Source organism: Sphingomonas sp. OK281, assembly GCF_900115295.1.
Classification (GTDB): domain Bacteria; phylum Pseudomonadota; class Alphaproteobacteria; order Sphingomonadales; family Sphingomonadaceae; genus Sphingomonas.
Window position 1 is genome coordinate 48,623 of sequence record NZ_FOVZ01000002.1, and the last position, 26,605, is coordinate 75,227.

General features: G+C 65.8%; 30 protein-coding genes. 14 read left to right on the forward strand and 16 right to left on the reverse strand.

Going from position 1 to position 26,605, the window contains the following annotated elements:
- Positions 1 to 42 precede the first annotated feature (42 nt).
- From BM244_RS06345 to BM244_RS06360, 4 genes are all read left to right on the forward strand, one after another.
- Complete coding sequence (locus BM244_RS06345; RefSeq protein WP_093398192.1) at positions 43 to 672, forward strand: LolA family protein; 630 nt, start codon at positions 43 to 45, stop codon at positions 670 to 672.
- A gap of 336 nt (positions 673 to 1,008) precedes the next feature.
- Complete coding sequence (locus BM244_RS06350; RefSeq protein WP_093398193.1) at positions 1,009 to 1,791, forward strand: exodeoxyribonuclease III; 783 nt, start codon at positions 1,009 to 1,011, stop codon at positions 1,789 to 1,791.
- Complete coding sequence (ribA, locus tag BM244_RS06355; protein WP_093398194.1) at positions 1,788 to 2,834, forward strand: GTP cyclohydrolase II; 1,047 nt, start codon at positions 1,788 to 1,790, stop codon at positions 2,832 to 2,834. Before BM244_RS06350 ends, ribA begins: the two co-directional genes overlap by 4 nt.
- Positions 2,835 to 2,866: 32 nt before the next feature.
- Complete coding sequence (locus BM244_RS06360) at positions 2,867 to 3,343, forward strand: YdcF family protein (protein ID WP_175518113.1); 477 nt, start codon at positions 2,867 to 2,869, stop codon at positions 3,341 to 3,343.
- Between the two features lie 105 nt (positions 3,344 to 3,448).
- Here BM244_RS06360 and BM244_RS06365 read toward each other — a convergent pair whose 3' ends face one another.
- The 11 genes from BM244_RS06365 to BM244_RS06415 all read right to left on the reverse strand — a co-directional run bounded on the left by BM244_RS06365 (position 3,449) and on the right by BM244_RS06415 (position 10,648).
- Positions 3,449 to 3,946, reverse strand: a complete 498-nt coding sequence (locus BM244_RS06365) for an MmcB family DNA repair protein (protein ID WP_093398984.1) — start codon at positions 3,944 to 3,946, stop codon at positions 3,449 to 3,451.
- A gap of 100 nt (positions 3,947 to 4,046) precedes the next feature.
- On the reverse strand, positions 4,047 to 4,706 hold the full coding sequence (locus BM244_RS06370; RefSeq protein WP_093398196.1) for a cell wall hydrolase: 660 nt from the start codon (positions 4,704 to 4,706) through the stop codon (positions 4,047 to 4,049).
- A 153-nt stretch (positions 4,707 to 4,859) separates the two neighbouring features.
- Positions 4,860 to 5,186: a DUF1491 family protein gene (locus BM244_RS06375; protein ID WP_093398197.1), complete on the reverse strand. Its 327-nt coding sequence runs from the start codon at positions 5,184 to 5,186 to the stop codon at positions 4,860 to 4,862.
- Positions 5,183 to 5,668: a PaaI family thioesterase gene (locus BM244_RS06380; RefSeq protein ID WP_093398198.1), complete on the reverse strand. Its 486-nt coding sequence runs from the start codon at positions 5,666 to 5,668 to the stop codon at positions 5,183 to 5,185. Before BM244_RS06380 ends, BM244_RS06375 begins: the two co-directional genes overlap by 4 nt.
- On the reverse strand, positions 5,658 to 6,125 hold the full coding sequence (locus BM244_RS06385) for a PTS sugar transporter subunit IIA (protein WP_056064361.1): 468 nt from the start codon (positions 6,123 to 6,125) through the stop codon (positions 5,658 to 5,660). Before BM244_RS06385 ends, BM244_RS06380 begins: the two co-directional genes overlap by 11 nt.
- A 101-nt stretch (positions 6,126 to 6,226) precedes the next feature.
- Complete coding sequence (gene raiA / locus BM244_RS06390; RefSeq protein WP_093398199.1) at positions 6,227 to 6,826, reverse strand: ribosome hibernation-promoting factor, HPF/YfiA family; 600 nt, start codon at positions 6,824 to 6,826, stop codon at positions 6,227 to 6,229.
- A gap of 61 nt (positions 6,827 to 6,887) precedes the next feature.
- Entirely contained in the window at positions 6,888 to 7,580 is a 693-nt protein-coding gene (dnaQ, locus tag BM244_RS06395) for a DNA polymerase III subunit epsilon (protein ID WP_056064356.1), read from the reverse strand.
- Positions 7,581 to 7,595: 15 nt separating this feature from the next.
- Positions 7,596 to 8,171 carry a dephospho-CoA kinase gene (gene coaE, locus BM244_RS06400; RefSeq protein ID WP_093398200.1) on the reverse strand — a complete coding sequence of 192 codons (576 nt, stop codon included), beginning with the start codon at positions 8,169 to 8,171 and terminating at the stop codon, positions 7,596 to 7,598.
- Positions 8,168 to 8,980 carry a shikimate dehydrogenase family protein gene (locus BM244_RS06405; protein WP_093398201.1) on the reverse strand — a complete coding sequence of 271 codons (813 nt, stop codon included), beginning with the start codon at positions 8,978 to 8,980 and terminating at the stop codon, positions 8,168 to 8,170. Before BM244_RS06405 ends, coaE begins: the two co-directional genes overlap by 4 nt.
- A 247-nt stretch (positions 8,981 to 9,227) precedes the next feature.
- The gene (locus BM244_RS06410; RefSeq protein WP_093398202.1) at positions 9,228 to 9,818 is read right to left on the reverse strand and encodes a Maf family protein; all 591 of its coding nucleotides are present in this window, start codon (positions 9,816 to 9,818) and stop codon (positions 9,228 to 9,230) included.
- Positions 9,815 to 10,648, reverse strand: coding sequence for a pyruvate, water dikinase regulatory protein (locus BM244_RS06415; protein ID WP_093398203.1), 834 nt, complete (start codon positions 10,646 to 10,648; stop codon positions 9,815 to 9,817). The genes BM244_RS06410 and BM244_RS06415 overlap by 4 nt, the downstream gene beginning before the upstream one ends.
- A gap of 328 nt (positions 10,649 to 10,976) precedes the next feature.
- On the opposite strand from BM244_RS06415, the gene hemE reads away from it, so the two are divergent.
- The 4 genes from hemE (at position 10,977) to BM244_RS06435 (ending at position 14,987) form a co-directional block, all read left to right on the forward strand.
- On the forward strand, positions 10,977 to 12,026 hold the full coding sequence (gene hemE / locus BM244_RS06420; RefSeq protein ID WP_093398204.1) for a uroporphyrinogen decarboxylase: 1,050 nt from the start codon (positions 10,977 to 10,979) through the stop codon (positions 12,024 to 12,026).
- Entirely contained in the window at positions 12,023 to 12,484 is a 462-nt protein-coding gene (locus BM244_RS06425) for a CopD family protein (RefSeq protein ID WP_093398205.1), read from the forward strand. The genes hemE and BM244_RS06425 overlap by 4 nt, the downstream gene beginning before the upstream one ends.
- Before the next feature lie 301 nt (positions 12,485 to 12,785).
- Positions 12,786 to 14,042, forward strand: a complete 1,257-nt coding sequence (rho, locus tag BM244_RS06430) for a transcription termination factor Rho (RefSeq protein WP_031395107.1) — start codon at positions 12,786 to 12,788, stop codon at positions 14,040 to 14,042.
- Between the two features lie 228 nt (positions 14,043 to 14,270).
- Positions 14,271 to 14,987: a TerC family protein gene (locus tag BM244_RS06435; protein WP_175518183.1), complete on the forward strand. Its 717-nt coding sequence runs from the start codon at positions 14,271 to 14,273 to the stop codon at positions 14,985 to 14,987.
- Positions 14,988 to 15,169: 182 nt separating this feature from the next.
- Here the strand turns inward: BM244_RS06435 and BM244_RS06440 are convergent, their stop codons facing one another.
- Entirely contained in the window at positions 15,170 to 15,871 is a 702-nt protein-coding gene (locus BM244_RS06440; protein WP_093398206.1) for a dienelactone hydrolase family protein, read from the reverse strand.
- Positions 15,868 to 16,380, reverse strand: coding sequence for a methylated-DNA--[protein]-cysteine S-methyltransferase (locus tag BM244_RS06445; protein ID WP_254784320.1), 513 nt, complete (start codon positions 16,378 to 16,380; stop codon positions 15,868 to 15,870). The genes BM244_RS06440 and BM244_RS06445 overlap by 4 nt, the downstream gene beginning before the upstream one ends.
- Positions 16,381 to 16,395: 15 nt before the next feature.
- Between BM244_RS06445 and BM244_RS06450 the strand changes: the two genes are divergently transcribed.
- Genes BM244_RS06450 through BM244_RS06475 form a run of 6 tightly spaced genes read left to right on the forward strand, consistent with a single transcriptional unit; the run spans position 16,396 to position 22,096 of the window.
- Complete coding sequence (locus tag BM244_RS06450) at positions 16,396 to 16,629, forward strand: DUF6489 family protein (protein WP_056053820.1); 234 nt, start codon at positions 16,396 to 16,398, stop codon at positions 16,627 to 16,629.
- 7 nt (positions 16,630 to 16,636) lie between these two features.
- Positions 16,637 to 17,914: a tRNA uridine-5-carboxymethylaminomethyl(34) synthesis GTPase MnmE gene (gene mnmE, locus BM244_RS06455; protein WP_093398208.1), complete on the forward strand. Its 1,278-nt coding sequence runs from the start codon at positions 16,637 to 16,639 to the stop codon at positions 17,912 to 17,914.
- Between the two features lie 54 nt (positions 17,915 to 17,968).
- Positions 17,969 to 19,804 (forward strand): tRNA uridine-5-carboxymethylaminomethyl(34) synthesis enzyme MnmG, encoded by a 1,836-nt coding sequence (mnmG, locus tag BM244_RS06460; RefSeq protein WP_093398986.1) that lies wholly within the window; start codon positions 17,969 to 17,971, stop codon positions 19,802 to 19,804.
- Positions 19,801 to 20,421, forward strand: coding sequence for a 16S rRNA (guanine(527)-N(7))-methyltransferase RsmG (gene rsmG / locus BM244_RS06465; protein ID WP_093398209.1), 621 nt, complete (start codon positions 19,801 to 19,803; stop codon positions 20,419 to 20,421). Before mnmG ends, rsmG begins: the two co-directional genes overlap by 4 nt.
- A complete protein-coding gene (locus BM244_RS06470; RefSeq protein ID WP_093398210.1) occupies positions 20,418 to 21,200 on the forward strand; it encodes a ParA family protein in 783 nt (260 codons plus the stop codon). The genes rsmG and BM244_RS06470 overlap by 4 nt, the downstream gene beginning before the upstream one ends.
- Complete coding sequence (locus BM244_RS06475; protein WP_056053832.1) at positions 21,197 to 22,096, forward strand: ParB/RepB/Spo0J family partition protein; 900 nt, start codon at positions 21,197 to 21,199, stop codon at positions 22,094 to 22,096. Before BM244_RS06470 ends, BM244_RS06475 begins: the two co-directional genes overlap by 4 nt.
- A gap of 286 nt (positions 22,097 to 22,382) precedes the next feature.
- On the opposite strand, the gene holA is transcribed toward BM244_RS06475, so the two are convergent.
- The 3 genes from holA to leuS are packed head-to-tail and all read right to left on the reverse strand — an operon-like array spanning position 22,383 to position 26,601.
- Positions 22,383 to 23,402: a DNA polymerase III subunit delta gene (gene holA / locus BM244_RS06480; protein ID WP_093398211.1), complete on the reverse strand. Its 1,020-nt coding sequence runs from the start codon at positions 23,400 to 23,402 to the stop codon at positions 22,383 to 22,385.
- Complete coding sequence (lptE, locus tag BM244_RS06485; protein WP_056053836.1) at positions 23,399 to 23,929, reverse strand: LPS assembly lipoprotein LptE; 531 nt, start codon at positions 23,927 to 23,929, stop codon at positions 23,399 to 23,401. Before lptE ends, holA begins: the two co-directional genes overlap by 4 nt.
- On the reverse strand, positions 23,926 to 26,601 hold the full coding sequence (gene leuS, locus BM244_RS06490; protein ID WP_093398212.1) for a leucine--tRNA ligase: 2,676 nt from the start codon (positions 26,599 to 26,601) through the stop codon (positions 23,926 to 23,928). The genes lptE and leuS overlap by 4 nt, the downstream gene beginning before the upstream one ends.
- Positions 26,602 to 26,605: the final 4 nt, after the last annotated feature.

Genomic DNA, 26,605 nt, shown 5'->3' on the forward strand with positions numbered 1-26,605 from the left:
CAAGCGCGGGCCGGCAATTGTCCGCGCTCCAAGGAGATTTCGATGTTCAATACCCGTCCCGCGGTGATCGCGACGATCGCCGCTTTGTCCGTCGCCGCCGTGCCTGCCCCGATCGCCGCGCAGGCGACCGGCGACCTGGCCGCCGTGCAGAAGCACCTGCAATCGGTCGAGACGATGACCGCGAATTTCTCGCAGGCGGATCGCAACGGCAAGGTGCTGACCGGCGTGCTGACGCTAAAGAAGCCCGGCAAGCTGCGCTTCCAGTATGAGAAGGGCGTGCCGATCCTGATCGTCGCGGAGGGCGGCGCGCTGACCTTCATCGACTATTCGGTCAAGCAGGTGCAGCGCTGGCCGATCAAGAACTCGCCGCTGGGCGTGCTGCTCGATCCAACGCGCGACATCACGCGCTATGCCAAGCTCGTGCCCGGTTACGACCAGCGGATCGTGTCGGTCGAGGCGAACGATCCCAAGCATCCCGAATACGGCCGAATCACGCTGGTATTCGTCCGCAACGCGAGTGCGCCGGGCGGGTTGATGCTGCAGGGCTGGGTCGCTCTCGACAGCCAGAACAACCGGACGACGATCCGCCTGACCAACCAGAAGTTCGGTGAGGCGGTCAGCGATAACAGTTTCCGCTGGAACGATCCGCGCCGCACGGGTGTAAGAAAGTAACATAAACTTCGTGTCATTCATGCAAGCGACAGGTTCCGCCGCCTAGAGAGTGGCTCGCGGATGTGGGGCATTCGGGATTTTTCCCCCTGTTGCCCGGATGGTTTCCCCACCTCTTGCCTGCGTGACGAACGCTGAGTTGGCCCTCGCTCCATGCCCCCGGAGCGAGGGTCTTTCGCGTAGAGAGGCAGGAAAATGAATTTTCCTGACTCGCTCAAGCGCGGCCGACGGGCAAAGCCCGGTCGACGACATGGGCTTTGCCCGTGGCGCCTTCTCCCTTCTTCCGCGTCCCCTGCAGCGTTCCTTGTCCCCACCCCCCCGCAACGCTACATCGCGCCGGTGAAGATCGTATCCTGGAACATCAACTCGGTCCGTTTCCGGATCGCCATCGTCGAACAGTTTCTGCGCGACGAGCAGCCCGACATCCTGTGCCTGCAGGAGACCAAGGTCATCGACGGCGACTTCCCGCTCGAGGCGTTCCGTGCGCTCGGCTACGAGCACATCGTCCTGCACGGCCAACGCATGCACCACGGCGTCGCGATCCTGAGCCGCGTGCCGATCGTCGCAGACGACCGATTCGACTGGCAGGCGAACAGCGAGGCGCGCCACATCGGCGTCCGGCTGGAGAACGGCGTACGGCTCGAGAACGTCTACGTCCCCGCCGGCGGCGACGTCCCCGACCGCGAGGTGAACCCCAAGTTCGGCCAGAAGCTCGACTTCATAGACCGCATGACGACCTGGTCCGAAACGCTGCCCGGCCCCACCATTCTCGTTGGCGACTTCAACATCGCCCCGCTCGAATCGGACGTCTGGAGCCACAAGCAGTTGCTCGACGTCGTCAGCCACACCCCGATCGAGGTCGAGGCGCTCGGCAAGCTGCAGGCGGCGGGCGACTGGGTCGATCTCGGCCGCCGCTTCCACCCTGCCCCCGCCCGCCTGTTCACCTGGTGGAGCTACCGCGCCAAGGATTGGGCGGCATCGGACCGTGGCCGCCGGCTCGATCACATGTGGGCGACCGGTGCCGCCGCCGAAGCCGCGGTGTCGCATCACGTCTATGAACGCTGCCGAAGCTGGTTGAAGCCATCCGACCACGTCCCGATCATGACCGAGTTCGCGTTTTGAGTAATCCCCGCGCCGCCGCCCGCGCGATTGATGCGCTCCGTCGCGGCTGGCCGATAGCGATCGACGGGCTGGTCCTGCTCGCGATCGAGACGGCGGATGCGCAGCGGTTGGCGGCGTTCGATCCCGAAGCGGACGGCGGCGTCCTGATCTCGTCGGGGCGCGCGGCGACGTTGAAGCTGGCGAACCAGCTGGCGGCGGCGGATCCGACCGAGCCCGTGCTCGTCGACCGCGCCCCGTGGATCGACTTCGCCGCGGCCACCGCGCTGGCCGATCCGCAATTCGACTTGGCGACCCCGTTGAAGGGTCCGTTCCGCACGCTGCCGGTGCGCGATCCCGACGCGGCGGCCGCGGCGCTACGCCTTGCGCGGATTGCCGGACTGCTCCCCGCCTTCTTCCTCGGCACCGGCGAGCCCGAAGTCAGCATAAGCGCCGTTGATATAGACGCGCACGAGGATGCGACCCGCCTGACGCTCGCCACGCGCGCACGCCTCCCCGTCGAGGGCGCGGAGGATGCGGAGATCGTCGCATTCCGCAGTCCCGAGAGCGCGGACGAGCATATCGCGTTGCTGATCGGCCAGCCCGACGGACAGCCGCCGCTCGTCCGGCTGCACAGCGAGTGCCTGACGGGCGATGTGCTGGGCAGTCTCAAATGTGACTGCGGGCCGCAGCTGCACGCCGCGATCCACGCGATCCAGCATAGCGGCTGGGGTATCCTGCTATATCTGCGCCAAGAAGGCCGCGGGATCGGGCTGGTCAACAAGCTGCGGGCATATGCGTTGCAGGATCAGGGGTTCGACACGGTCGACGCGAACACGCGGCTCGGCTTTGCGGTCGACGCGCGCGATTTCGGGGTGGCAGCACGGATGCTGACCCTGCTCGGCCAGCGCGAGGTACGGTTGCTGACCAACAACCCCGCCAAGGTCGCCGGGCTCGAAGCGGCGGGCGTGACGGTGATCGAACGCGTGCCGCACTTCCTGCCCTCCAATCCGCACAACGCGCAGTATCTCGCGACCAAGCGCGACCGCACGGGTCATCAGTTCTGACCGACATTCCACCTTCCCGGCGTCTGATCGTAGTGTTCGGCGCGGCCGTTCGTCCCGATAGCAGCCCGAGCCCGACTCTGGCTCGCCGCATAGCGTTCGCGGCCGCCGCCGCGGCGCGCTACGTCGATGCGGACCTATTCTGCTCAGGCGCCAAGGGGACGCACGGGCCTTCGGAAGCGTCGGTGATGGCGAATGTGCTGGCCGAGACGGTCGACCGGTCACGGATCCATCTCGACGAGGCCAGCGTGGATACGCTGCAGAGCGTCGTGGCCGCGACCGCGTTCGCGCGCGCGGGCCAGTATGCGCAGTGCATGATCTGCACCGACGGCTATCACCAACCCCGCATCCGCATGCTGTTCGCGATGCTCGGCATGCCCGCAAGCGCGATCCACGTGCCGCATGGCGGGAGTCGGCGGTATCAACTCAAGATGCGCACCCGCGAGGCCGCGGCTATCCCGTATGATCTGGTTGCGGGAGTTGGCGCGATCTGGCGGCGCAAGCGGGGTTGAAGGTCACCACTACAAACTAGCGCTGTCGACGGTCATTTCGCCACGACCCATCATTGCGGTCACGACACGAAACGCCCGCTCATAACCGCGAGGTCTCGCGGAGCTTCAGAAGGCCAGCCCGTCCGCATCGGGATCGGTCTGCGCGATCAGGCGACGCGCCGCCCGCCTTGCGAACGCCAGCGTACCGCGCTTTCGGACATGCGCGGGGAGGGGGGTGGTGTGAGCCTCTCTGACGATCGCCGCGTCGTAGCGATCGGCGATTATAATCCCCGTCCGCTCCGGTAGAAACGCAGGACCGTTCAACGGCCCGACGTCGAACCCAGCCGGAACGGCCCAGAAGTACCGGTCGCAATGCCCGAGATAATCGGGCCACTTGCCGTCGCTCAGCAAATCCGCCCGCGACACCTTGATTTCAACGACAACGATCTGACCGCGTGCATCGATGGCCATCAGATCGGCTCGACGTCCGCCATCCAGCGGCACTTCGGTCATCGCGGTAAGATCATGGCGCAACAACATCCGGATGACGCCCCGCGCCACGTCGGCGGCGCATAATGGTGATCCAGGTTCGTCGATGCAGGAGTCCGGCGGCATATCGAGCATGCCCCGGAAATAGAACAATCCGCGAACGAGGCAAGCTCGTTCACGGATTGTGACGCGTTTTCGGGATGTTGTCCGTACCTTCGACGCGGGGCAGGTGGCCTCAGCGATAGAAAACGTGGTTGCCGATCGAGGCGACCTTGATCGCGCGGACGCTTGGGCGGCGATCGGGGGTGTTGAAGTAGAGCGCCTTGTCGGCAGGGCTGTTCCACGCGTCGGCAAGGGCAACCTTGGCGACTGCGACAGCGGTGCGGTAGGCATTACCGGCGTTGATGTTGGGGATCTGGCCACCGCGAACGAAGCTGAACTGGCCGCGCTGCTTGACGACGGCGCAGACGTTGCCGGGGAAACGACCCGACTTGGCGCGGTTGATGATGACTTCGGCGACCGCGAGCTGGCCGGTCAGCGGCTCACCCTTGGACTCGAAATAGATTGCGCCGGCGAGGCACTGGAGCGCTTCATCGGCGGCGGCGCTATCCTGCGCGGCGACGGCCTGGGCGAGCGTGTCGAATTCTTCGGCTTCTGCGACGGCAGGGCTGGCTGCGGTGTTCTGGGCGTTCGTCTCGACAGGTGCGACTGGCGTGGCAACTGGAGCGATCTGCGGAACATTCTGCGGCGAGAGCGCGTTTAAGTTGGCAAGAGCAGTGAGATTGGTGGTCGAGCGATCGATACCGGTTGCCTGACCGGGAGCGCTGTTGCCGAGCAGGCCGGCGAGAGAGAAGGTCATGACTGCGATCGTCGCAGCCCGCTGAAGAATCGTCATTCAAACTTATTCAGATGCGGTTGGACCGCGGAAGCAATCGTACGAGCCGATCGTCCAGGCATCCCCCCGACTGCGTAACTGATCCGGATCGCACCCGTCCCAGCACAACGCCAATCAATGTTGCAATTCCCCTCTATGGGGGGGGCTTTCGAGTCAATCGTCGAGGATCGTTTCAGCGGCGAACCGTTCCGCCGCTGCGATGTCCACCTCGATTACCCAGAGATCCGGGTCGCTTGCGCGGCGGCGACGCCAATATCCGTCGAGGTCTTCGAGCGGGGTGGAGTCGATCAGCGCGGTCCGTCCATCGGGTCCGATACCGCGTTCGAGCAGACGGGGAGGGGCGCCCTTGTCGACCGCGATGACCAGGATCGCGCCGCCTTGGGGGTCGCCCTTCGCCATCACCGCACCGAAGCCACCTGCGTCGTTGACGCGCCGCAACAGCGCGCTGACGAGGAATCCGCTGGGGAGACGACCGCTCATGCTGCGCTGCGGTATCCGGGGAGACCGGCAAGCGCGATCCGCGAGCGCATAAAGGTGCCGGTGCCTCTCGCCGCTTCTTCGCCGTCCGCATCGATCAGCCGGGCATCCGCGACGAAAACGCGCCGCTTGCCGCTGATCCAGCGTCCCTCGGCGATCACTGGGCCGACCTTGAGCGGGCGCGTGAGGAGCAGGTTGAAGGCGGTGGTGAGCAGGAAGCGATCGGTGACCAGGCTGTTGCAGGCGTAGAAAGCGGCGTCGTCGAGCATCTTGAAATAGCTCGTACCGTGCGCGGCGCCGCCGGCGTGGTAATGGCGTTCGTCGATAGTGAAATGGATGCGCGCGACTCCGGCTTCGGGGATTTCGAGCGAGGAGTCGAAGAAGCGGTTGATCGGGGCCTGGGCGTAGAGCGACTCCAGTGCGCGGAAATGCGCGTCTGCCCCGGCGGTGTTTGGGGCCGAACTGGGGGCGGCCTCAGGCTGCATCGCGGACCTCGTCGGCGGTGAACAGCGCGTAGACCGCGTCGGGCGAACCGCCGCCGCGCAGTTTCTCGAGGAACGCCTTGTCGCGCAGCCGACGCGAGACGCGGGCGAGCGCCTTCAGGTGGACCGCGCCGGCGTCGGTGGGGGAGAGCAGCATGAAGACGAGATCGACGGGGAGATCGTCGACCGCCTGGAAGTCGACCGGCTCTGCCAGCCGCGCGAACACGCCGGTTACCTGCGCGAGCCCTTCGAGCTTGGCGTGCGGAATCGCGACGCCGCCGCCGAACCCGGTCGAGCCGAGTTTCTCGCGCGCAGCCAGCCGATCGGCGATCATCTTGGGGTCTGCATCGAGTATCTCAGACGCAACCGTGGCGAGATGCTGGAACACTGCCTTCTTGTTTTTGGCGATCACGCCCGTCTGCACTGCGTCGGGACGCAGCATGTCACTAAAATCGGTCATTGTGTTCAATGTCTCAAGCGCCCCCGCGCGCGTCCGCCTTAGCGGGTTGCGCGGGGGCGTAAAGGCGCGGCCTTGAGACCCGCGCCTTTATGGACCCTTCTTTACTGGGCCGGGGTGGCCGCTGCTCGCTGTGGCTCGACCCAACCGATCGTGCCATCGCCGCGACGATAGACCATGTTGTGCGCGCCGGTACCCGCATTCATGAACAGCAGCGCGGCGGTGTTGCGCAGATCGAGCATCATCACCGCGTCGGACACGCTGGCCTCCGGGATATCCACGCGGGTTTCGGCGATGATCAGCGGTGCGTCCGCGACATCGTCTTCCTCGATGCTTTCCTGGAACAGCGTGTAGCCGGCATTGTCATAGCCATTGCTCTCGGCGATCGCGACCGCTTCGCCGGCGTGGCGATCCTTAAGGCGGCGCATGTAGCGGCGGAGCTGAGTCTCGATCTTGGCGGCGGCGGCATCGAATGCGGCGCGCGCGTCATAGGCGTCGCCGTGGCCCTTGATCACGAGGCCCTTCATCACGTGCGCGACGATGTCGCATTTGAAGCCGGCGTCGTGCGGCCCCTTGCCGAACGTGACTTCCGCCGAGATGGCGCGCGAGAAATACTTGTCGGCGATACCCTGGAGTCGGTCTTCCACGTGGCTGTTGAGTGCTTCGCCAGTGTCAACCTGATGACCAGAAATCCGGATATCCATTGTCGTCTCCTTGTCGGCGTTACAGTCTTCGGGCGGTCCTATTGGCTCCACCCTGCCAGCGTCATCCGGACGCCACGGCCCCCCAGATCGGATCCTTGATCCCCTTCATAAACGCAGCATGGGCCGCAAGGTCTCCCTCGCTCACCGCGAAAACGCGGGCGGGGCGAACGACCCGAGGCGCCTGTGCGACGATCGGAGTCGACGCGGTGCTGCCGGTATCGCTCAGCAGGCCGAGGCCGATCTGGCGGCCGCCCATCAGCTCGACATAGACCTGCGCGAGCAACTGCGCATCGAGCAACGCGCCGTGCAGAACGCGGTGGCTGCGATCGATGCCGAACCGCGAACAGAGTGCGTCGAGCGAATGCTTGGCGCCGGGATGGCGGCTGCGCGCGATCTGCAGCGTGTCGACCATCCGCTTCATGTGGACGATCTGGCGGCCGCACTTGGTCAGCTCGCCGTTGAGGAACGAGAAATCGAAGCCGGCATTGTGCGCGATCATCGGCGCGTCACCGACGAATTCGAGCAAGTCCTCGACCGCGTCGGCGAACTTCGGCTTGTCGGAGAGGAACTGCGCGCTCAGCCCGTGGACGTTGAACGCCTCGACCGGCATGTCGCGTTCGGGATGGTAATAGGCGTGGAAGGTGCGGCCGGTCTCGACCCGGTTGAGCATCTCGACGCAGCCGATTTCGACCATGCGGTCGCCGCCGGAAAAACTGAGGCCGGTGGTTTCGGTATCGAAGACGATCTCACGCATCCCGATGGTATCGGCTCAGATTTCCAAGGATGCAAGCACCGCCCGGACTTGCGCACGTGTTGCGTCGAAGCTGGTGTCGGTGTGGATGACGTGATCCGCGCGGGCGCGTTTTTCGGCGTCGGGGGTCTGGCGGGCCAAGATCGCGGCGAACTTCTCCGCGGTCATGCCGGGGCGGGCGAGGACGCGGGCGCGCTGGACGTCGGGGGCGGCGGAGACGACGACGATCAGGTCGACGTTGCGGTCGCCACCGGTCTCGAACAGCAGGGGGACGTCGAAGACGACTCGCTTGCCGGTGTGCTTAGCAAGGAAGGCAGCGCGCTCGTCGCCGACGGCGGGGTGGACGATCGCTTCAAGCCGCTTGATCGCGGCGTCGTCGCCGAACACCGCTGCGCCGAGTTTCGCGCGGTCGACTGCGCCGTTGGTGGTCGTGCCGGGGAAGGCGGCTTCGATTGCGGGGACCAGTCGCCCGCCGATGCCTTGCAGTCGGTGGACGGTGGCGTCGGCGTCGAACACCGGGACGGCCTCGTCCGCGAACATCGCGGCGACCGCGGATTTGCCCATGCCGATCGAGCCAGTGAGGCCGATAATCATTTTACCAGCAATGCGCGGAGGTCGTCGTCACGATCGCGCGGTGGTTCCACGTGGAACAATATCTCGAACGCGACCGCCGCCTGGCCGATCAGCATCTCCAGGCCATCGACGGTTTCCAGATCGCGCGCGCGGGCAGCTTTCAGGAGACCGGTTTCGAGCGGCGAGTAGACGATGTCGTAGACCAGCGAGTCCGGTTCTAGTGCGCCGAGATCGATATCGAGGGGAGGCTGGCCTGCCATGCCGAGCACGCTGGCGTTGACGAGCAGTCGCGAGGGCGGGGCGGCGGGGCCGATCGGGAGCGCCTGGCCCCTGAGGCCGAACGTCGACAGCAGCGCCGCGCCCTTGAGCGGATTGCGGTTGAGGATGGTGACGGGGCCGACACCCATCCGCGACAGTGCGAACAGGATCGCGCGGGCAGCACCGCCGGCGCCGATCACCGTGACGCGCTGGCCGGCGATGTCTAGGTCGTCAATCGGAGCCCAGAATCCGGCGGCGTCGGTGTTGGTGCCGATGCAGTCGCCCGCCTGATTGCGAAACACGGTGTTGATCGCGCCGATCGTCCCGCGGACGTTGCCGGGGTCGGAGACGTGGTCGAGCGCGGCGAGCTTGTGCGGCATCGTGATGTTGCACCCGCGCCAGGCGGGGTCGGCTTTGCGTTCGGCGAAGTAGGCGGGGAGGGCGTCCGGGGTGACGAGCTTGTGGCGGTATTCCGCGTCGATCCCGAGCGCGTCGAGCCAGAAGCCGTGGATCAGCGGCGATTTCGACTGTGCGATCGGATCGCCGATCACTTCTGCATAGGGACGGGTCATTCGAGGCTCCGTGTTTCCCCGCGGAGGCGGGGATCCAATCTAGGCACCCGCCTTCGCGGGTGAACTTGGTTTAGTCTAGCGCGGGTGAAGTGCCATGCGCGACCTACTCAATCCTCCCCCTCAAGGGGGAGGTGGCACCGAAGGTGACGGAGGGGAAAGACACGGAAGAGCAGTTACTCCTTACCTCCCCCTCCGTCTGGCAAGCGCCAGCCACTTCCCCCTAGCGGGGGAGGATTGAAGCTTCGGGTTATGCCGGCAGCTCGCCGCGCACGCGGAGGAAGTCGAGGACGTTGAGCAGCGGCATGCCGAGTACCGTGAACTGGCTTCCTTCGATCTTGGCGAACAGTTGCGCGCCGGGACCTTCGATACGGTAGCAGCCGACGCAGCCCGAGATCGCAAGCCATTCCGCATCGAGATACGTCTCGATGAACGCTTCGGACAGCGGGCGGACGTGCATCTTCGCGCGCTCGACGTGGCGCCAGATCGCCTGGCCGTTCTCGGCGACGACCGCGGCGCTCCACAAGTCGTGGCGCTTGCCGGACATCAGCCGCAGGTGTGCCGCCGCATCTGCGCGGTCGACGGGCTTGTCGAGGATCGTGCCGTCTTCCAGCGCGACCAGCGAGTCGCTGCCGAGGACGAGATAGCCGGGCATTCTCGCGGAAACCTTCAGCGCCTTCAGTTCGGCCAGCGCATCGGCGAGATCGCGCGGGGACAGGTCGCGCAGCGCCGCCTTGGCTGCATCCTCGTCAACGCCGGCAAAGGTCGCTTCGAACGGCACGCCGGCGGCGGTCAGCATCGAGCGGCGCGAGGCGCTTTGCGAAGCGAGGATCAGGCTCATGACTCGACCTTCGGAGCGGCGTCGGCGCGGCGCTGGTTGCACAAGGCGATGATCGCCGCCGCGGTTTCCTCGATCGAGCGGCGGGTGACGTCGATCACCGGCCAGCCATTGTCGGCGAACATGCGGCGCGCAAAGGCGAGTTCGCGCATCACCGCTTCTTCCTCGACATAGGACGTGTCGGGCTGTTGGTTGAGCGACAGCAGGCGGTTGCGGCGGACCTGGATCAGGCGGTCGGCGCTGGTCGTGAGGCCGACGATCAGCGGGTTGGCGAGCTTGTAGAGGTTCAGCGGTGGTGGACTTTCCACCACGATCGGGATGTTCGCTGTCTTGTAGCCACGGTTGGCGAGGTAGATCGAGGTCGGCGTCTTCGACGAACGCGACACGCCCGCGAGGACGATATCGGCTTCCTCCCATTCTTCCGAGGCGATCCCGTCGTCATGCGCGATCGTCCACTGTATCGCGTCGACGCGTGCGAAATAGGCGGCGTCGAGGACGTGCTGGCGTCCCGGGCGTGCCTTCGCCTGCTGGCCGAGCAACCCGGAAAGCGCGTCGTTCACGGGATCGAGCGGCGCTACTGCCGGAAGCCCTAGTGCGAGGCACCGCTGCTCCAGAATCCGCCGGGTCGCCGGGTTCACCAGCGTAAACACCACCAGCCCCGGGTTCTGCGCGATCTCCTGGAGGATGCGTTCGAGATGCGCCTCGGTTCGCACCATCGGCCAGAAATGGCGGACCGTCTCGACGTCGTCATATTGCGCCAGCGCCGCCTTCGCGATGTTCTCCAGCGTCTCGCCGGTCGAATCCGACAACAAATGAAGGTGGAGCCGCATCATCGGCGTTTTATCCCCAGCGGGCGGGCCAGTGGGCGTGAATCTGTGGATAACATGGGGAGAACGGCTAGCGTAACTCGTCCGCCTCGCCAAGCGACGGGTGTGCCGTGGATAACACCGATTCTATCCACACCGCCGCGCACAGGGCCGGATTTTATCCACAGGCTGTGGGTAACGGGAAGCCTTGAATCGAATCAGCGCGTTTGTGGGCGTGCCGAGGGGTCAAGCTGTTGGCATTTCCGGGATCACCGCATAAGTCCCGGGTTCAACCGCCCAACCACTGCAACAACCTATTTCTAGAATCTTCTTATAGTAGAAGAAGGGTGCTCCGCTGACCGATCCGACTCCCAACTCGCCGACCTTCAAGCCGCTTCTGGCGACCCTTCGCGGAGAGCGTCAGGCCGTGCCGCCGCTGTGGCTCATGCGGCAGGCGGGGCGGTATCTCCCCGAATATCGCGAACTCCGTGCGGAGAAGGGCGGCTTCCTCGCGCTCGCGACCGATCCCGACGCGGCGGCCGAGGTGACGCTCCAGCCGATCCGTCGGTTCGGGTTCGACGGCTCTATCCTGTTCTCGGACATCCTGATGATCCCGTGGGCGCTCGGGCAGGATCTGAGCTTCGGGGTCGGCGAGGGGCCTCGGCTCGAGCCGGCGCTGGTCGACCATGCGCTCTATCGGTTGCAGCCGGTGATGGGGCGGCTGGAGCCGGTCTACGGCACCGTTGCGAAGGTCGCCGCTGCCTTGCCCCCCGAGACGACGTTCCTGGGCTTTGCGGGGTCTCCCTGGACGGTCGCGACCTATATGGTTGCGGGGAAGGGCTCGAAGGATCAGTCCGAGACGCGGCGCTTTGCATATCGCGACCCCGAGGCGTTCGGTGCGATCATCGATGCGATCGCTGATAACACCGTCGAGTATCTCGCGCGGCAGATCGAGGCGGGCGTCGACGTGGTGCAGTTGTTCGACAGCTGGTCAGGGTCGCTGTCGCCTGCGCAGTTCGAACGCTGGGTGATCGCGCCGACCGCGTCGATCGTCGAGCGCCTCCACGCGCGTTGCCCCGGTGTGCCGATCATCGGCTTTCCGAAGGGCGCGGGGGGCAAGCTCCCGGCCTATGCGTGCGAGACAGGCGTCGATGCGATCGGGCTGGACGAGACCGTCGATCCGGTCTGGGCACACGCGTCGTTGCCTACGGACATGCCGGTGCAGGGCAACCTCGATCCGCTGGCGTTGATCGCAGGCGGGGCGGATCTCGATGCGGCGATCGACCGGATCCTCGCGGCGTTCGTCGATCGCCCGCACGTCTTCAACCTCGGCCACGGCATCCTGCCCGACACGCCGATCGCGCATGTCGAGCAGCTGATCGCCCGCGTAAGGAGCACGACATGAGCGGTTTTCTCGGCGCTGCGTACGACTGGGTGAAGGCGGCGCATCTGATCTTCGTGATCTTCTGGATGGCGGGGCTGTTCATGCTGCCGCGCTACCTCGTGTATCATCAGGAGGCGTTGGCGGCGGGCAACACGACCGAGGCGGCGAACTGGGTCGAGCGCGAGGGCAAGATCCGCCACATCATCCTGACGCCGGCGATGATCGTCGTCTGGGTGCTGGGGATCGCGCTGGCGCTGAACCTCGGGCTGGCGGACGGCGCGCCGGGGCTGGGGTGGCTGCACCTGAAGCTGGTGCTGGTGTTCCTGCTGTCGGGGTATCACGGCTGGACCGTCGGCTATGCGAAGAAGCTCGCTGCGGGGAAGCCGACGCTCACCGGCAAGCAACTGCGGATGCTCAACGAGGTGCCGGCGCTCGCGGTAACGCTGATCGTCGTGCTGGCGATCGTGAAGCCGTTCTGACCTTCCTGATCCTCCCCCGCCAGGGGGAGGTGTCGCCGAAGGTGACGGAGGGGGAGGCACACGCAACAATCGTTGCCCCTTCCTCCCCCTCCGTCTGGCAAGTGCCAGCCACCTCTTCCTGGCGGGGGAGGATTGAAGGGGCCGCTTGACTAACCCGCCCCCCAATTCTAACACCTTCTCCCAACACGGCCTCCTGGCGTCCTGCCCGGTCGTGTCTTGCCAGACTCGTCTCGCCCAGTTCCGCTTCCCAAGCGCACCGCCGACCGAGCGTTCTCCCGTTGATTGCTATCCGGAAATCCCCATGCATCTCAAAGACCTGAAGAAAAAGAAACCCGCCGAGCTGGTCCAGCTGGCCGAGGAACTGGGGGTCGAGAGCGCCTCGACGCTGCGCAAGCAGGACCTGCTGTTCGCGATCCTGAAGGTGCAGGCGGACAATGGCGACCAGATCATGGGGCTCGGCACGATCGAAGTGCTGCCCGATGGCTTTGGCTTCCTGCGTTCGCCTGAATCGAACTATCTCGCCGGTCCGGACGACATCTACATCTCGCCGAACCAGGTTCGGAAGTTCGGTTTGCGCACCGGTGACACGGTCGAGGGCGAGATCCGCGGGCCGAAGGATGGCGAGCGCTATTTCTCGCTGGTGAAGCTGACCGCGGTCAATTTCGACGATCCCGACGTCGTCCGCCACCGCGTCAATTTCGACAACCTCACGCCGCTCTACCCCGAGAGCAAGCTGACGCTCGATCCTGCCGACCCGACCGTCAAGGACAAGTCGGCACGCGTGATCGACATCGTCTCGCCGCAGGGCAAGGGCCAGCGCACGCTGATCGTCGCGCCGCCGCGCGTCGGCAAGACCGTCATGTTGCAGAACATGGCCAAGGCGATCACCGACAACCACCCCGAGGTGTTCCTGATCGTCCTGCTGATCGACGAGCGCCCCGAGGAAGTCACCGACATGCAGCGCAGCGTGAAGGGCGAGGTGGTCAGCTCGACCTTCGACGAACCCGCGCAGCGCCACGTGCAAGTCGCTGAAATGGTGATCGAAAAGGCGAAGCGCCTGGTCGAGCACAAGAAGGACGTCGTGATCCTGCTCGACTCGATCACGCGTCTGGGTCGTGCCTACAACACCGTCGTGCCGTCGTCGGGCAAGGTCCTGACCGGCGGTGTCGATGCGAACGCGCTGCAGCGTCCGAAGCGCTTCTTCGGTGCCGCACGCAACATCGAGGAGGGCGGTTCGCTCTCGATCATCGCGACCGCACTGATCGATACGGGCAGCCGGATGGACGAGGTGATCTTTGAGGAGTTCAAGGGCACCGGCAACTCGGAAATCGTGCTCGATCGCAAGGTCGCGGACAAGCGCATCTTCCCGGCGCTCGACGTCGGCAAGTCGGGCACGCGCAAGGAAGAGCTGCTGGTCGACAAGGCCAAGCTCAGCAAGATGTGGGTCCTGCGCCGCATCCTGATGCAGATGGGCACGATCGACGCGATGGAGTTCCTGCTCGACAAGATGAAGGATTCGAAGACCAACGAGAATTTCTTCGATAGTATGAACCAATAACCGAGTGCGGCCTGCTGCAAGCTGCAGCAGGCCGCACTCGGTTCGGCCGGCGGGGCGTAAGCTCCGACCGACGACATGGGCTTTGCCCATGTCCGGCCAAGCAGACCAAAGCGGCACGCGAGAGCAATGGCTTTCGCGTGCCGCTTTGCTATTAATGAATATGAAAACCGCCACTCCGCCCGCGGCGTGGCCACGTCACCGGGAGCTGACATCTTGAGTATCATCGCCATGCTGGCCGCCGCATCGAGCACCGCGGGCCCCGGCTCGCCGCTGGAAATCTGGCAGCACATCGTCGCCGACTTCTCCAACTTGGGCGACCCCAAGGCGCTGGCCGCATTTGGATCGGTCCTGATGATCGATCTCGTCCTCGCGGGCGACAACGCGATCGTCGTCGGCGCACTCGCCGCTGGCCTTCCCGCCGACCAGCGCAAGAAGGTCATCCTGATCGGCATCGGCGCGGCGCTCGTCCTGCGCATCTTCTTCGCGTTGATCGTCACGTGGCTGATGGGCATCGTCGGGCTGATCTTCGCAGGCGGGCTGTTGCTGCTCTGGGTGAGCTGGAAGTTCTGGCGCGAAATCCGCGAGGGCGCGGAGAACGCCGGTTCCGAGGAGATCGAGGGCGACGAGCGATCGGGTATCCGCTCTTCGAAGGGCTTTGCGAGCGCCGCTTGGGCCGTTGCCGTCGCCGACGTCTCGATGAGCCTCGACAACGTCCTGGCGGTCGCCGGCGCGGCGCGCGAGCATCCCGGTATCCTGGTCATCGGCCTGCTGCTGTCGGTCGCGATGATGGGTCTTGCCGCGAACTACATCGCGCGTGTGATCAACAAGTATCGCTGGATAGCGTATATCGGCCTTGCGGTGATCCTCGTGGTTGCGGTGAAGATGATCTACGAAGGCTGGGTTGGCACTGGCGACACGCTGGGGATCATCACGCTGCTGCGTTGATCGCGCTGCGGTTGGGATAAGAAAAAGGCCTCGCCGGTATCATCCGGCGAGGCCTTTTCATGTCTGTCGTCAGCGCCCCGTCATGCCGGACTCGTTCCGCCATCCGCCGTTCCGCACGCTTGAGAGTCGTGAGTTCGCGGGACCGTGAACCCCGGAACAAGTCCGAAGTGACGGGGGGATGATCAGCCCAGATTCTCCGCGAAGAACTTCGCCGTACGCTCGTCCGCCAGCTTGGCCGACGCATCCGACCGCCGCTCGCCGAACTCGGTCGCGAAGCCGTGGTCCTCGCCCGCGTAATCGTAGATCGTCACCTTGGGGTGATCGTCGAGCCCGGCGTGCATCGCCGCCTGCGCAGCCTTGTCGACGAAGTGATCCTCCTCCGGCACGTGCAACAGCACTGGGTGCGCGATCGCGTGCTTTTCGCCGAGCAGGCCGTCGATCCCGACGCCGTAATAGCCGACGCTCGCATCGACGTCGGTACGTGCCGCGGTCATGAACGCGAGGCGCCCACCGAGGCAGTAGCCGACCACACCGACCTTGGCGCCGTCACCGAGTTCGCTGCGGACCGCGCGGATGCTCGCTTCGATATCGGCGATACCCTTGTCCTGGTCGAACTGGCCCATCAGTTCGAGCGCACGATCGAACTCGGGCTTAATGTCCGGATCGAGCTCGATGCCGGGCTCGAGGCGCCAGAACAGGTCGGGGGCGATTGCGAGATAGCCGGCCTCGGCGAGCGTATCGCACTTGCGGCGGATCCCTGCGTTCACGCCCAAGATCTCCTGGATCACGACGATCGCGGCCTTCGGCGTGCCTGCCGGGGTCGCGCGATACGCGGTGAATTCGCCATCGCCCGCGAGCGTGGCGATCTTGGTAGTGTTCGTCATAACAGTCCTCCTGGCGGCCGCTCATGGTCGAGCAGCCGGGATTTGGTGATCGGGCCTTCCCCCGCGGAGTACGCACCAAGCGCTCCGCCGGCTCCAAGGATTCGGTGGCAGGGGACGATGATCGGAAAAGGATTGCGTGCGCACGCCTGGCCGATCGCGCGTGGGCTGGAGCCGATCGCCTTGGCGAGTGCGCCGTAGCTGGCCGTCGTGCCGTAGGCGATGTCGACGATCGCCTGGCGAAGGTCGGCACCGCGCGGGGTAGGGGAAGGCGCGAGTGGCAGGTCGAACACGGTCAGCCGTCCGGTGAAATACGCGTCGAGCTGGCGGAGAGCTTCCAGGATCGCGGGGGCATCGCTGGTCGAACCATCTTCCACGCCGATATCGATCGCATCGATCCGGTCCCCGGTGCCGGTCACGCGGACCAGGCCGATAGGCGTTGCGATCGAGGCGGCATCGCGCGCATACATTCCCCCGCTATGCAGCGCCGCGATGGACCGCTCAAGCGTCATCGAAGGGTGCGTCACATGAAGATGAATATCGAGATCGAATGCACGCCCGAGGAAGCGCGCCGCGCGGTCGGGCTGCCCGATCTGACGCCGATCCACGACCGCTATATCGCGATGATGATGGAGGCGATTCCCGACGGCCAGATGAAGCCGGAAATGCTCGAGTCGATGATGCGTGGCTGGCAGCCGATGGGCGAGGCGGGGATGGCGATGTGGAAACGCCTGTTCGACAGCGCGACGAAAAGCGGCTGAGTTTCTCGTGAAGACGATTTTCGCGGTATCGAGCGGACGACCGCCAGCGGCGATCGCCGTTGTTCGGGTGAGCGGGCCCCAGGCGTTTGCGGCGGCCGAGGCGCTGGCGGGACCGTTGCCGGCGCCGCGCCATGCTAGCCTCCGGGGACTGCGGGATACCGACAAGGCGTTGCTTGATCGCGCGCTGGTGATCGTGTTTCCAGGACCGGCGACGGCGACCGGCGAAGACCTGGTCGAGTTTTATTGCCATGGCGGTCGCGCGGTGATCGCTGCGGTCGAACGGGCGTTGTCGGCGATTCCCGGCTTGCGGCATGCCGAGCCGGGGGAGTTCACCCGTCGCGCGCTGACCAATGGCCGCATCGACCTGACCGAAGCCGAGGGGCTTGCCGATCTTCTCGAAGCGGAGACGGAGAGCCAGCGTGTCGCGGCGATGACGGCGGCAGAGGGGCGGGTGAGCCAGGCTGTTCGCGGCTGGATGGACTCGGTTGCGATGTTGTCCGCGCGGGTCGAGGCGATGCTCGACTTCGCCGACGAGGACGACGTCGCGAGCGATACCGGCGCGTTCGATGCGATCGTCTCGGAGATCGCCGTGCTAGCCGCGCAGATCGAGACAGTGGTCGGCGCGCGCCCGGTCGAGCGGCTGAAGGACGGCCTGCGCGTCGTCATCGGCGGTCCGCCGAACAGCGGCAAGTCGACGCTACTCAACCTGCTTGGCGAACGCGATGCGGCGATCGTTTCGCCGATCTCGGGAACGACACGCGACCGGATCGACGTTCCGGTGACGCGGAACGGTGTCGCCTATGTGCTGACCGACACTGCCGGTTTGATCGATACGCTCGACCCGATCGAAGCGATCGGTGTCACGCGCGCTGAAGGTGCGCTTGCCGCAGCGGACATCGTGATGTGGCTGGCCGATACCGCGCCGCCCCGCGCGGATGCGATCTGGATTCATGCGCGTGCCGATCTGCCGGGGCGGGGGGAATTGCCCGCCGACCGGACATTGGCGGTTTCACACAACGACCTGGGATCGCTCGATGCCCTTTGGGGTGAACTGCATCGGCGAGCGATTGCGATGCTGCCCCGTGGCGATGAGATAGCATTGAAGCAGCACCAGCGCCGGCAGTGCGCTGCGGCGGTCGAGGCTCTTCGGTATCGAAGTTCGGACGCGCTTATCGTTGCGGAACACCTTCGACAGGCACGCGCGATCCTTGCGGGCGTACTCGGACTCGACGCGACCGGGGAAATGCTCGACGCGCTGTTTGGACGATTCTGCATCGGTAAGTGATGTTCCACGTGGAACATCTTTGACGCGTCGGTCGTGGCGTTCTACGGCCGTGACATGTTCGATGTAGTGGTGGTTGGCGGTGGCCATGCCGGAACCGAAGCCGCAGCCGCGGCGGCGCGGAGGGGCGCGCGTACTGCGCTCGTGTCGTTCGACGCTGCGCATATTGGCGCGATGTCGTGCAATCCGGCGATCGGCGGGCTCGGTAAGGGGCACATGGTTCGCGAGGTCGACGCGTTCGACGGGCTGATCGGCCGCGCTGCCGATGCTGCCGCGATCCACTATCGCATGCTCAATCGCAGCAAGGGTTCGGCGGTGCAGGGGCCTCGGATCCAGGCCGATCGGCGCCTCTATTCCGGTGCGATTCAGGCAATGCTTGCGGCTACGGAAGGTCTTTCGATCGTCGAGGGCGAGGCAACGGCGTTGCATTTCGACGGCGATCGCGTGGCCGGTGTCGTGCTGGCGGATGGCGCGATCGTGGCGGCACGAGCGGTCGTGCTGGCGACCGGCACGTTCCTTGGTGGTCGTATCTTCCGGGGGGATGACCGCGAGGAAGGGGGTCGGATCGGTGAGCGTGCGGCTAGGCCGTTGGCCGATCAGTTGCGCGCACGCCACCTGCCGATGGCACGGCTGAAGACCGGCACACCGCCGCGGCTCGACGGTCGCACGATCGACTGGGGGGCGCTTGCCGAGCAGCCCTCCGATCTCGATCCGTGGACGATGTCGCCGATGACCCGCGCGCGTCCGCTGCCGCAGATCGCGTGTGCCATCACGCGTACGACTGATCGAACGCATGCGATCATCCGCGAGGCATTCCACCGGTCGCCGCTGTTCACCGGCGCGATCGAGGCGGCGGGGCCGCGTTACTGTCCGTCGATCGAGGACAAGGTGCATCGGTTTGGCGATCGCGACGGGCATCAGGTTTTCCTCGAACCCGAGGGGCTCGACGATGCGACGGTCTATCCGAACGGGTTGTCGACCTCGCTACCGGTCGAGGTTCAGGCGGCGATGCTTGCCAGCATTCCCGGCCTCGAACGGGTACGGATGACGATGCCCGGTTATGCGGTCGAGTATGATTATATCGATCCGCGTGCGCTCGATACGCGGCTTGGGCTGGGTGCGATCGAGGGGGTGTTTTGCGCAGGGCAGATCAACGGCACGACCGGGTATGAGGAAGCGGCGGGGCAGGGGCTCGTCGCTGGGCTCAACGCGGCGGCGTATGCGTGCGATCTGGCGCCGGTGATTCTCGATCGCGCGTCGAGCTATCTCGGGGTGATGATCGACGACCTAACCCTGCAAGGCGTGACCGAGCCGTATCGGATGCTGACGGCACGGGCGGAGTTCCGGTTGTCGTTGCGCGCGGATAATGCAGAGACACGACTGGGTGGGATTGCAGAGGCGGCGGGGTGCCTTGGACCCGAGCGTCTGGCACATCAGCATGCGCTGGTGGAAGACCGGGCTCGCTTCCGATCGGCACTCGATTGCGAGCGGACTGCGACCCATGTGGCCGATCAGGGCGTTGCGATTGGTCGGGACGGTGCACGACGGACCGCGTTCGACTGGCTGCGGTTTGAGGGCGTCAAGCTTGCGCACGTCGCGCCGGACGCGGCGGGAGGCATCCCGACGGCGGTCGTTGACGAAGTGTTAGAGGACGCGCGCTACGCTCCGTATATCGAGCGGCAGGCGCAGGAGGTCGCGCGGTTGCGGGCTGACGAGGCGATCCGTTTGCCGGAGGACCTTGCCTATGACCGCGTGCCGGGTCTTTCGAACGAGATGATCGATCGCTTGAGTGCTGCGCGGCCTACCTCGCTGGCGGCAGCAGCGCGGGTGCGGGGGATCACCCCGGCGGCGTTGTCCGCGGTATTATTGCATACGAAACGAGTGCCAGCATGACCGAAGACGACGCACAGAGCTGGACGACCGAGCGGTTCGGGGCAGAGGCGACCGAGCGCTTGAACGCGTTCGTGGCGATGGTCGTCGAGGAAGCGCCGCACCAAAACCTGATTGCGCCGTCGACGATCCCGACGATCTGGGATCGGCACGTGGTGGACTCGCTCCAACTGATCGCGCTCGCAGGGGCGGATACGTCGGCAAAGCGGTGGCTCGATATCGGCACCGGTGGGGGGTTTCCTGGCATGGTCGTAGCACTGGTTCGCGAGGGGCAGGTTGATCTGGTCGAGCCCCGGCGTCGTCGTGCAGACTTCCTCCAGCTTTGTATCGCTCGGCTTGGCCTTGGCGAACAGGTGCGCGTTCATGCCTCGAAAGTAGAGAACGCCACGGCCGACGCTTCGATCATTTCCGCTCGGGCGGTCGCGTCGTTGCAAAACCTTTTGCGTGGCGCGGCGCACTGCGCCACAACGGAGACGCGGTGGTTGCTTCCTCGGGGGCGTTTCGACGGGGAGGAGCTGGCCGCGCTCAAGCAGCATTGGCGGTTTATGTTCCACGTGGAACAAAGCGTCACGAACCCGGAGTCGTCGATCGTGGTTCTGGATCGGGTAAGCGCGCGATGATCACCATCGCGGTCGCCAATCAAAAGGGTGGGGTGGGCAAGACCACCAGCGCCATCAACCTCGCGACCGCGCTCGCGGCGACAGGCATGCGCGTGCTGCTGGTCGATCTCGATCCGCAGGGCAACGCGTCGACCGGGCTCGGCATCGGCCATTCGCAGCGCGAGCGGTCGAGCTATGACGTGCTGGTCGGTGAGACGTCGATCGAGGACGCGGTGGTGCATACGCGCGTGCCGCGGCTCGATATCGTCCCGGCGACGGTCGACCTGTCGGGCGCGGAGATCGAGCTGGTCGACTTCGATGCACGTACGCACAGGCTCGATCGCGCGGTAAAGGCGGCGCAGGGGCCGTGGGATATCGCGCTGATCGATTGCCCGCCGTCGCTGGGGCTGCTGACGATCAACGCGATGGTCGCGGCGGACTCGCTGCTCGTGCCGCTGCAATGCGAGTTTTTCGCGCTTGAAGGGTTGTCGCAGTTGTTGAGTACGGTCGAGCGGATCCGCCAGCGGTTCAATCCTGGGCTGTCGATCCTCGGTGTCGCGCTGACGATGTTCGATCGGCGTAATCGGTTGACAGATCAGGTCTCGGCGGACGTTCGCGCGGTTCTCGGCAAAGTGGTGTTCGAGACGGTGATCCCGCGCAACGTGCGGCTGTCGGAGGCGCCGAGCCACGGGTTGCCCGCGTTGATCTACGATCACCGGTGTTCGGGCTCGCAGGCGTACATCGCACTCGCGCGTGAGCTGATCGGCCGGCTTCCCGCTACCGCGCAGGCCGCGGCATGAGCGAGAACAAGCGCGGCCGGCCGGGGCTGGGCAGGGGCCTCAACGCATTGCTCGGCGAGATGGCGCGTGAGACGCCGGTGTCGGCCGATGGCGCGTCTGCACCGCAGTCGTCGGGTGTGCGGATGCTCCCGGTCAGTTCGCTGTCGCCGCATCCCGATCAGCCGCGGCGGCATTTCGACGAGGCGATGCTCGACGAGCTGGCCGCGTCGATCGCGTCTCGCGGGCTGATCCAGCCGATCGTGGTTCGCCCGCATGGGCATGATTTCCAGATCGTCGCGGGTGAGCGGCGCTGGCGGGCGGCGCAGCGGGCGCGGCTGCACGAGGTGCCGGTCGTCGTCCGCGACTTCGACGATGCCGAGACGCTCGAGATCGCACTGATCGAGAACATCCAGCGCGAGGACCTCAACGCGATCGAAGAGGCTCAAGCGTATCAGCGGCTGGCGGGCGAATACGGGCATACGCAGGAGGTGCTGGCCAAGATCGTCCACAAGTCGCGCAGTCATGTCGCGAATCTGCTGCGGCTGTTGGAGCTGCCGGCGCAGGTGCAGTCGCAGGTGGTCGATGGCTCGCTGTCGATGGGGCATGCCCGGGCGTTGCTGGGGTCGCCAGACGTGGAATCGCTGGCGGACCAGGTCGTTTCGCGTGGGCTGTCGGTGCGCGAGACTGAGAAGCTGGCGCGTGATGCGAAGCCTGGGCGGAGCCGAGGCGGCGGTGGGTCGTCCGAGCCTCGGGTGCCGGATGCGGATATCGCGGCGTTGGAGCGGCAGTTGGCGGACTTGCTCGGATTGCAGGTGAAGGTGGCGCATACCGAGACTGGGGGGACGTTGACGTTGAATTACTCGACGCTCGACCAGCTTGATATGGTGTGTCAGCGGTTGACGGGCGGGGCGATCTAATCACGCGCTCCGTTCGTGCCGAGCGAAGTCGAAGCACCTGCGTCTCGGACCATCCTTCGACTTCGCTGAGGACGAACGGGGGATAGGGGATGGAGGGGAGAGGGAGGACCACAATCTCCGTCATCCCGGCGGAAGCCGGGACCCACGGTTGCGGTCCGCTTCGTTAATGATCGCACCCTATCCATGGGTCCGGCGTGCGCCGGGATGACGGAAGGTGGGGGCGGGAAGCGGAGGCAGACGCAGACGCAGACGCAGACGCAGACGCGAATGCGGTTACGGGTGCGCGTTAGTTTCGCCGTGCGATCGCCTGCGATAGCGCCACCACTGCTGCCTCCGCCACAACCCCGCCAGCATTCCCCGATGCCATGATCGCGCGCTCGGCGGTTCGGACGCGCTGGATCGCGGTGGCGAGCATTACCGGTGACCAGCGGCGCAAAGAGCGCGCGGTGCTGGCCTCTTCCTTGAAGAACACGCGGTGGCGTTTCATCACCGCGTCGACCGCTTCGCCGCGGTCGATTTCGCCGCGCATGTCGGCGAGCGCGATCAGGCGGCGGACGAGTTGGCGGAGCCATGGGATCGGCGACGTGCCGGCTTCCTCGAGCACCGCAAGTTCGGCGCCGAGATCGTCGACCCGGCCCTCGATCACGGCGTCGATCGCGCGGCTCATCTCTGCGTCGCCGAGGTCTGCACCTACCGCGTCGAGTGCGTGGTGATCGAGGTCTGCTGGGCGATCGGGCGCGGCATCGAGGTATAGCGCGAGCTTCTCGATCTCTCTCGAAATGACGGCGCGGTCGCCGCCAGTGGTATCGACGAGGCGGCGGGCGACGCCGGGGGCGGGGCGGAGGCCGTTCTCGTTGGCGATCGTCGTCGCGAGGCGTTCGGCGTCCTGCGCGGTTGGGGCGTAGCAGGCGAACGCCATCGCGCGCGGCGAGTCGATCGCGAGCTTGACGATCTTGGCGGTCGATTTGACCGTTGGCGCGATCGCCACGACCGGATTGCCGACACGTTCGGCCGCGAGGAGGTTGGTGAACGCTTCGAGACTTTCCTCACCGGCCGACGCGACGCGGACGAACCTTGCGCCTGCAAACAGCGATAGCGACGCGGCTTCATCGGTCAGTCGGCCGGGGTCGCTCTTGAGCGTCGAGCCGTCGAGATCGACGCGTTCGGCATCCGCGCCCATCGCCTTGGCGAGGAGGCGGGCGAGGTCGCTTGCGCCGGCCTCGTCGGGGCCGTGGAGCAGGTACAGGCGGATGTCGCCGCCCGGCTTGGCCAGCGCACCGCGGATCTGGCCGGCGCTGGCCTTCACTTTGCGGGTGTAGTGGCCTGCGCCGCTGCGACCGCCGGCGTGTTGCGCGCATACAGTGCAACGCGCGCGACGATCTGGTCGGCGACGATCTGCGACAGGCGTTCGAGCGCGGTGTTCTCCGCCGCGATCGTCGCATATTCCGAGCGGACGACGTCGATACCGGCGTCGGAGCCCGCGGTCGCGTCGAGCAGCACCGAATTGTCGCCGATCCGCACGAGCTGATAGCGTGCGCGCAACGTGCGGCGTTCGCGCGAGACACTGTCGTCGGTGCGCACGCCGAGGCCGCTGATCGCGTCGTCGAGGCGGATGTCGATCCGGTAGAGCGCCGGTGCGCCGTTCGACGGCAGGCGATCGCGCAGCGCGGTTGCCATCAGCCAGCCGTTCTTACCCGCGATCGGTGCGATCTCGACCTGGCCGAGCGCACCCGCGACTGGGCCACTGCTGCCGCCTGCGTAGAGCGGATGCAGGCCGCAGCCGGACAGCGCGGGGGCGAGCGCCAGCGCGCCGAGGATCGCTAGGCGCTTCATGCGACGATGTTCACGAGACGGTCGGGCACGACGATCACTTTCCGGGGCGGCTTGCCCTCGAGCAGGCGGACGATCTTCTCGGAGGCGAGCGCGGCGGCTTCGACCTCGTCCTTGGCTGCGCCCTTGGGGAAGACGAGCGTGTCGCGCAGCTTGCCGTTGACCTGCACTGCGATCGTGACCTCGTCGTCGACCAGCATTGCCGGATCGACGATCGGCCAAGCGGCGTCGGCGATCAGGCCGTCATTGCCAGCGGTCGCCCAGGCTTCCTCGGCGACGTGCGGGACCATCGGGCTGACGAGCAGCAGCAACGTGCGGATCGCCTGTTCGCGGTCTGCGGAGGGCGCGGCCTTCTCGATCGCGCTGCACAGCGAGTACAGCCGCGCGACCGCCTTGTTGAACTGCAAGGCGTTGATATCGCTCTCGATACCGACGGTCGTCCGGTGGCAGAGTTTGCGTAAGGCGATATCGTCGCCCTCGGCCTTGGCTGCGTCATCGGACTCGATCAGGCGCCAGAGACGCTGGACGAACCGCCACGCGCCTTCGATGCCGGATTCGCTCCACGGGAGATCGCGCTCGGGGGGCGAATCGGAGAGCACGAACCAGCGCACCGCGTCGGCGCCATACTGGTCGACGATCGGCTCGGGATCGACGGTGTTCTTCTTCGACTTCGACATTTTCGTCACGCGACCGACCGTCACGGGGCCGCCGGTCGCGATCTCGATATACCCTGCATCGGTCTTGCGGACCTCGTCGGGAGACAGCCACTTAGTCTTAACCGGCGCGTCGCTCGAATCGTCGTCGTCGGCCTCCGGCTGCGCGTCGCCGGCGTCGCCTCGGCTATACGTCTCGTGCGTGACCATGCCTTGCGTGAACAGCCCGGCGAACGGCTCGGCGATGTCGAGCATGCCGATATGCTTCAGCGCGCGCGTCCAGAACCGTGCGTAGAGCAGGTGCAGGATCGCGTGCTCGACGCCGCCGATATACTGGTTGACCGGCAGCCACTTCTCCGCGCCCGTCCGGTCGAACGGCTTGGCGTCCGGCTGGCTGGCGAAGCGGATGAAATACCACGACGAATCGACGAACGTGTCGAGCGTATCGGTCTCGCGTCGGGCATTGCCGCCACAGGACGGGCAGGCGACGTGCTTCCAGGTCGGATGGCGATCGAGCGGGTTGCCGGGGATGTCGAAGCTGACGTCCTCGGGCAGCACGATCGGCAGCTGGTCCTTGGGCACGGGCACCGCGCCGCACGCGTCGCAGTGGATGATCGGGATCGGCGTGCCCCAGTAACGCTGGCGGCTGACGCCCCAGTCGCGCAGGCGGAACACGGTCGCGCCCTTGCCCCAGCCTTCGCCCTCGGCGCGCTCGATCACGACGCGCTTGGCGTCCTCGATGTCCATGCCGTCGAGAAAGTGCGAGTTCACGATCGTGCCGGCGCCGGTCCAGGCGGTGTCGCCGACGAACACGGGGGCCTCGTCATCGCCTTCGCTGACGACACGCTTGACGGGCAGATCGTATTTGCGCGCGAAATCGAGATCTCGCTGGTCGTGCGCGGGGACGCCGAACACCGCGCCGGTGCCGTATTCCATCAGCACGAAGTTCGCGATGTAGACGGGGAGTTCCCACGTCTTGTCGAGCGGATGTACCGCGCGGATGCCGGTGTCGAAGCCGAGCTTTTCCTGCGTGTCGAGTTCGGCCGCGGTGGTGCCGCCACGCTTGCAGAGTTCGATGAAGGCCGCAGCGTCGGGGTTCGTCTCGGCGATGGCGCGTGCGATCGGGTGATCGGCTGCGACCGCGACGAAGCTGGAGCCGAACATCGTGTCGGGACGCGTGGTGAAGACCTCGACCGACTCTATTCCCTTCCCGCTTGCGGGAGGGGTTAGGGGAGGGGAGGCATCCTCAATCGATCCGGCAGTATTCGTGTCAGGCCCTCCCCCGACCCCTCCCGCGAGCGGGAGGGGAGCAGTGAGGTCGAACTTGAACTGCAATCCCTGGCTGCGGCCGATCCAGTTTTCCTGCATCAGCTTGACCTTGTCGGGCCAATGCTCGAGCGCACCCAACCCGTCGACCAGCTCGTCGGCAAAATCGGTGATCTTCAGGAACCACTGCGAGAGTTTCCGCCGCTCGACCAGCGCGCCCGAGCGCCAGCCGCGACCGTCGATCACCTGCTCGTTGGCGAGCACGGTCATGTCGACCGGATCCCAGTTCACCGCGGATTCCTTGCGATACACGAGCCCCGCCGCGAACAAATCGAGGAACAGCGCCTGCTCATGGCCGTAATATTCGGGCTCGCAGGTCGCCAGCTCGCGCGTCCAGTCGAGCGCGAAGCCGAGGCGCTTCAGTTGCGCTTTCATCGTCGCGATGTTGGCGCGCGTCCAGTTGCCCGGATGCACGCCCTTTTCCATCGCCGCGTTTTCCGCGGGCATGCCGAACGCGTCCCAGCCCATCGGATGGAGCACTTCCATGCCCTTCATCCGACGGAACCGCGCGAGCACGTCGCCCATCGTGTAGTTCCGGACATGCCCCATGTGGATGCGCCCCGACGGATAGGGGAACATCTCGAGCACGTACGAACGCGGCTTGGTCGACAGGTCGTCCGCGGCGAACGTCTTGCGCTCGTCCCAGATCTTCTGCCACGCCGCGTCCGCCTTCAACGCATTGAAACGCGACGCCATTATA

Coding starts and splice junctions, on each gene's coding strand:
- leuS (WP_093398212.1), bottom strand. CDS start 26,601: ATGGCGTCGCGTTTCAATGCGTTGAAGGCGGACGCGGCGTGGCAGAAG.
- BM244_RS06380 (WP_093398198.1), bottom strand. CDS start 5,668: ATGCAGCCTGAGGCCGCCCCCAGTTCGGCCCCAAACACCGCCGGGGCA.
- BM244_RS06415 (WP_093398203.1), bottom strand. CDS start 10,648: ATGATGCGGCTCCACCTTCATTTGTTGTCGGATTCGACCGGCGAGACG.
- BM244_RS06345 (WP_093398192.1), top strand. CDS start 43: ATGTTCAATACCCGTCCCGCGGTGATCGCGACGATCGCCGCTTTGTCC.
- BM244_RS06375 (WP_093398197.1), bottom strand. CDS start 5,186: ATGAGCGGTCGTCTCCCCAGCGGATTCCTCGTCAGCGCGCTGTTGCGG.
- dnaQ (WP_056064356.1), bottom strand. CDS start 7,580: ATGCGTGAGATCGTCTTCGATACCGAAACCACCGGCCTCAGTTTTTCC.
- coaE (WP_093398200.1), bottom strand. CDS start 8,171: ATGATTATCGGCCTCACTGGCTCGATCGGCATGGGCAAATCCGCGGTC.
- BM244_RS06445 (WP_254784320.1), bottom strand. CDS start 16,380: ATGACGCTTGAGCGGTCCATCGCGGCGCTGCATAGCGGGGGAATGTAT.
- rsmG (WP_093398209.1), top strand. CDS start 19,801: ATGACCGAAGACGACGCACAGAGCTGGACGACCGAGCGGTTCGGGGCA.
- BM244_RS06470 (WP_093398210.1), top strand. CDS start 20,418: ATGATCACCATCGCGGTCGCCAATCAAAAGGGTGGGGTGGGCAAGACC.
- BM244_RS06435 (WP_175518183.1), top strand. CDS start 14,271: ATGCTGGCCGCCGCATCGAGCACCGCGGGCCCCGGCTCGCCGCTGGAA.
- BM244_RS06405 (WP_093398201.1), bottom strand. CDS start 8,980: ATGACCCGTCCCTATGCAGAAGTGATCGGCGATCCGATCGCACAGTCG.
- rho (WP_031395107.1), top strand. CDS start 12,786: ATGCATCTCAAAGACCTGAAGAAAAAGAAACCCGCCGAGCTGGTCCAG.
- mnmG (WP_093398986.1), top strand. CDS start 17,969: ATGTTCGATGTAGTGGTGGTTGGCGGTGGCCATGCCGGAACCGAAGCC.
- BM244_RS06440 (WP_093398206.1), bottom strand. CDS start 15,871: ATGACGAACACTACCAAGATCGCCACGCTCGCGGGCGATGGCGAATTC.
- BM244_RS06450 (WP_056053820.1), top strand. CDS start 16,396: ATGAAGATGAATATCGAGATCGAATGCACGCCCGAGGAAGCGCGCCGC.
- BM244_RS06365 (WP_093398984.1), bottom strand. CDS start 3,946: ATGCTCGATATGCCGCCGGACTCCTGCATCGACGAACCTGGATCACCA.
- BM244_RS06425 (WP_093398205.1), top strand. CDS start 12,023: ATGAGCGGTTTTCTCGGCGCTGCGTACGACTGGGTGAAGGCGGCGCAT.
- BM244_RS06370 (WP_093398196.1), bottom strand. CDS start 4,706: ATGACGATTCTTCAGCGGGCTGCGACGATCGCAGTCATGACCTTCTCT.
- BM244_RS06385 (WP_056064361.1), bottom strand. CDS start 6,125: ATGACCGATTTTAGTGACATGCTGCGTCCCGACGCAGTGCAGACGGGC.
- BM244_RS06410 (WP_093398202.1), bottom strand. CDS start 9,818: ATGAGCCTGATCCTCGCTTCGCAAAGCGCCTCGCGCCGCTCGATGCTG.
- BM244_RS06475 (WP_056053832.1), top strand. CDS start 21,197: ATGAGCGAGAACAAGCGCGGCCGGCCGGGGCTGGGCAGGGGCCTCAAC.
- lptE (WP_056053836.1), bottom strand. CDS start 23,929: ATGAAGCGCCTAGCGATCCTCGGCGCGCTGGCGCTCGCCCCCGCGCTG.
- raiA (WP_093398199.1), bottom strand. CDS start 6,826: ATGGATATCCGGATTTCTGGTCATCAGGTTGACACTGGCGAAGCACTC.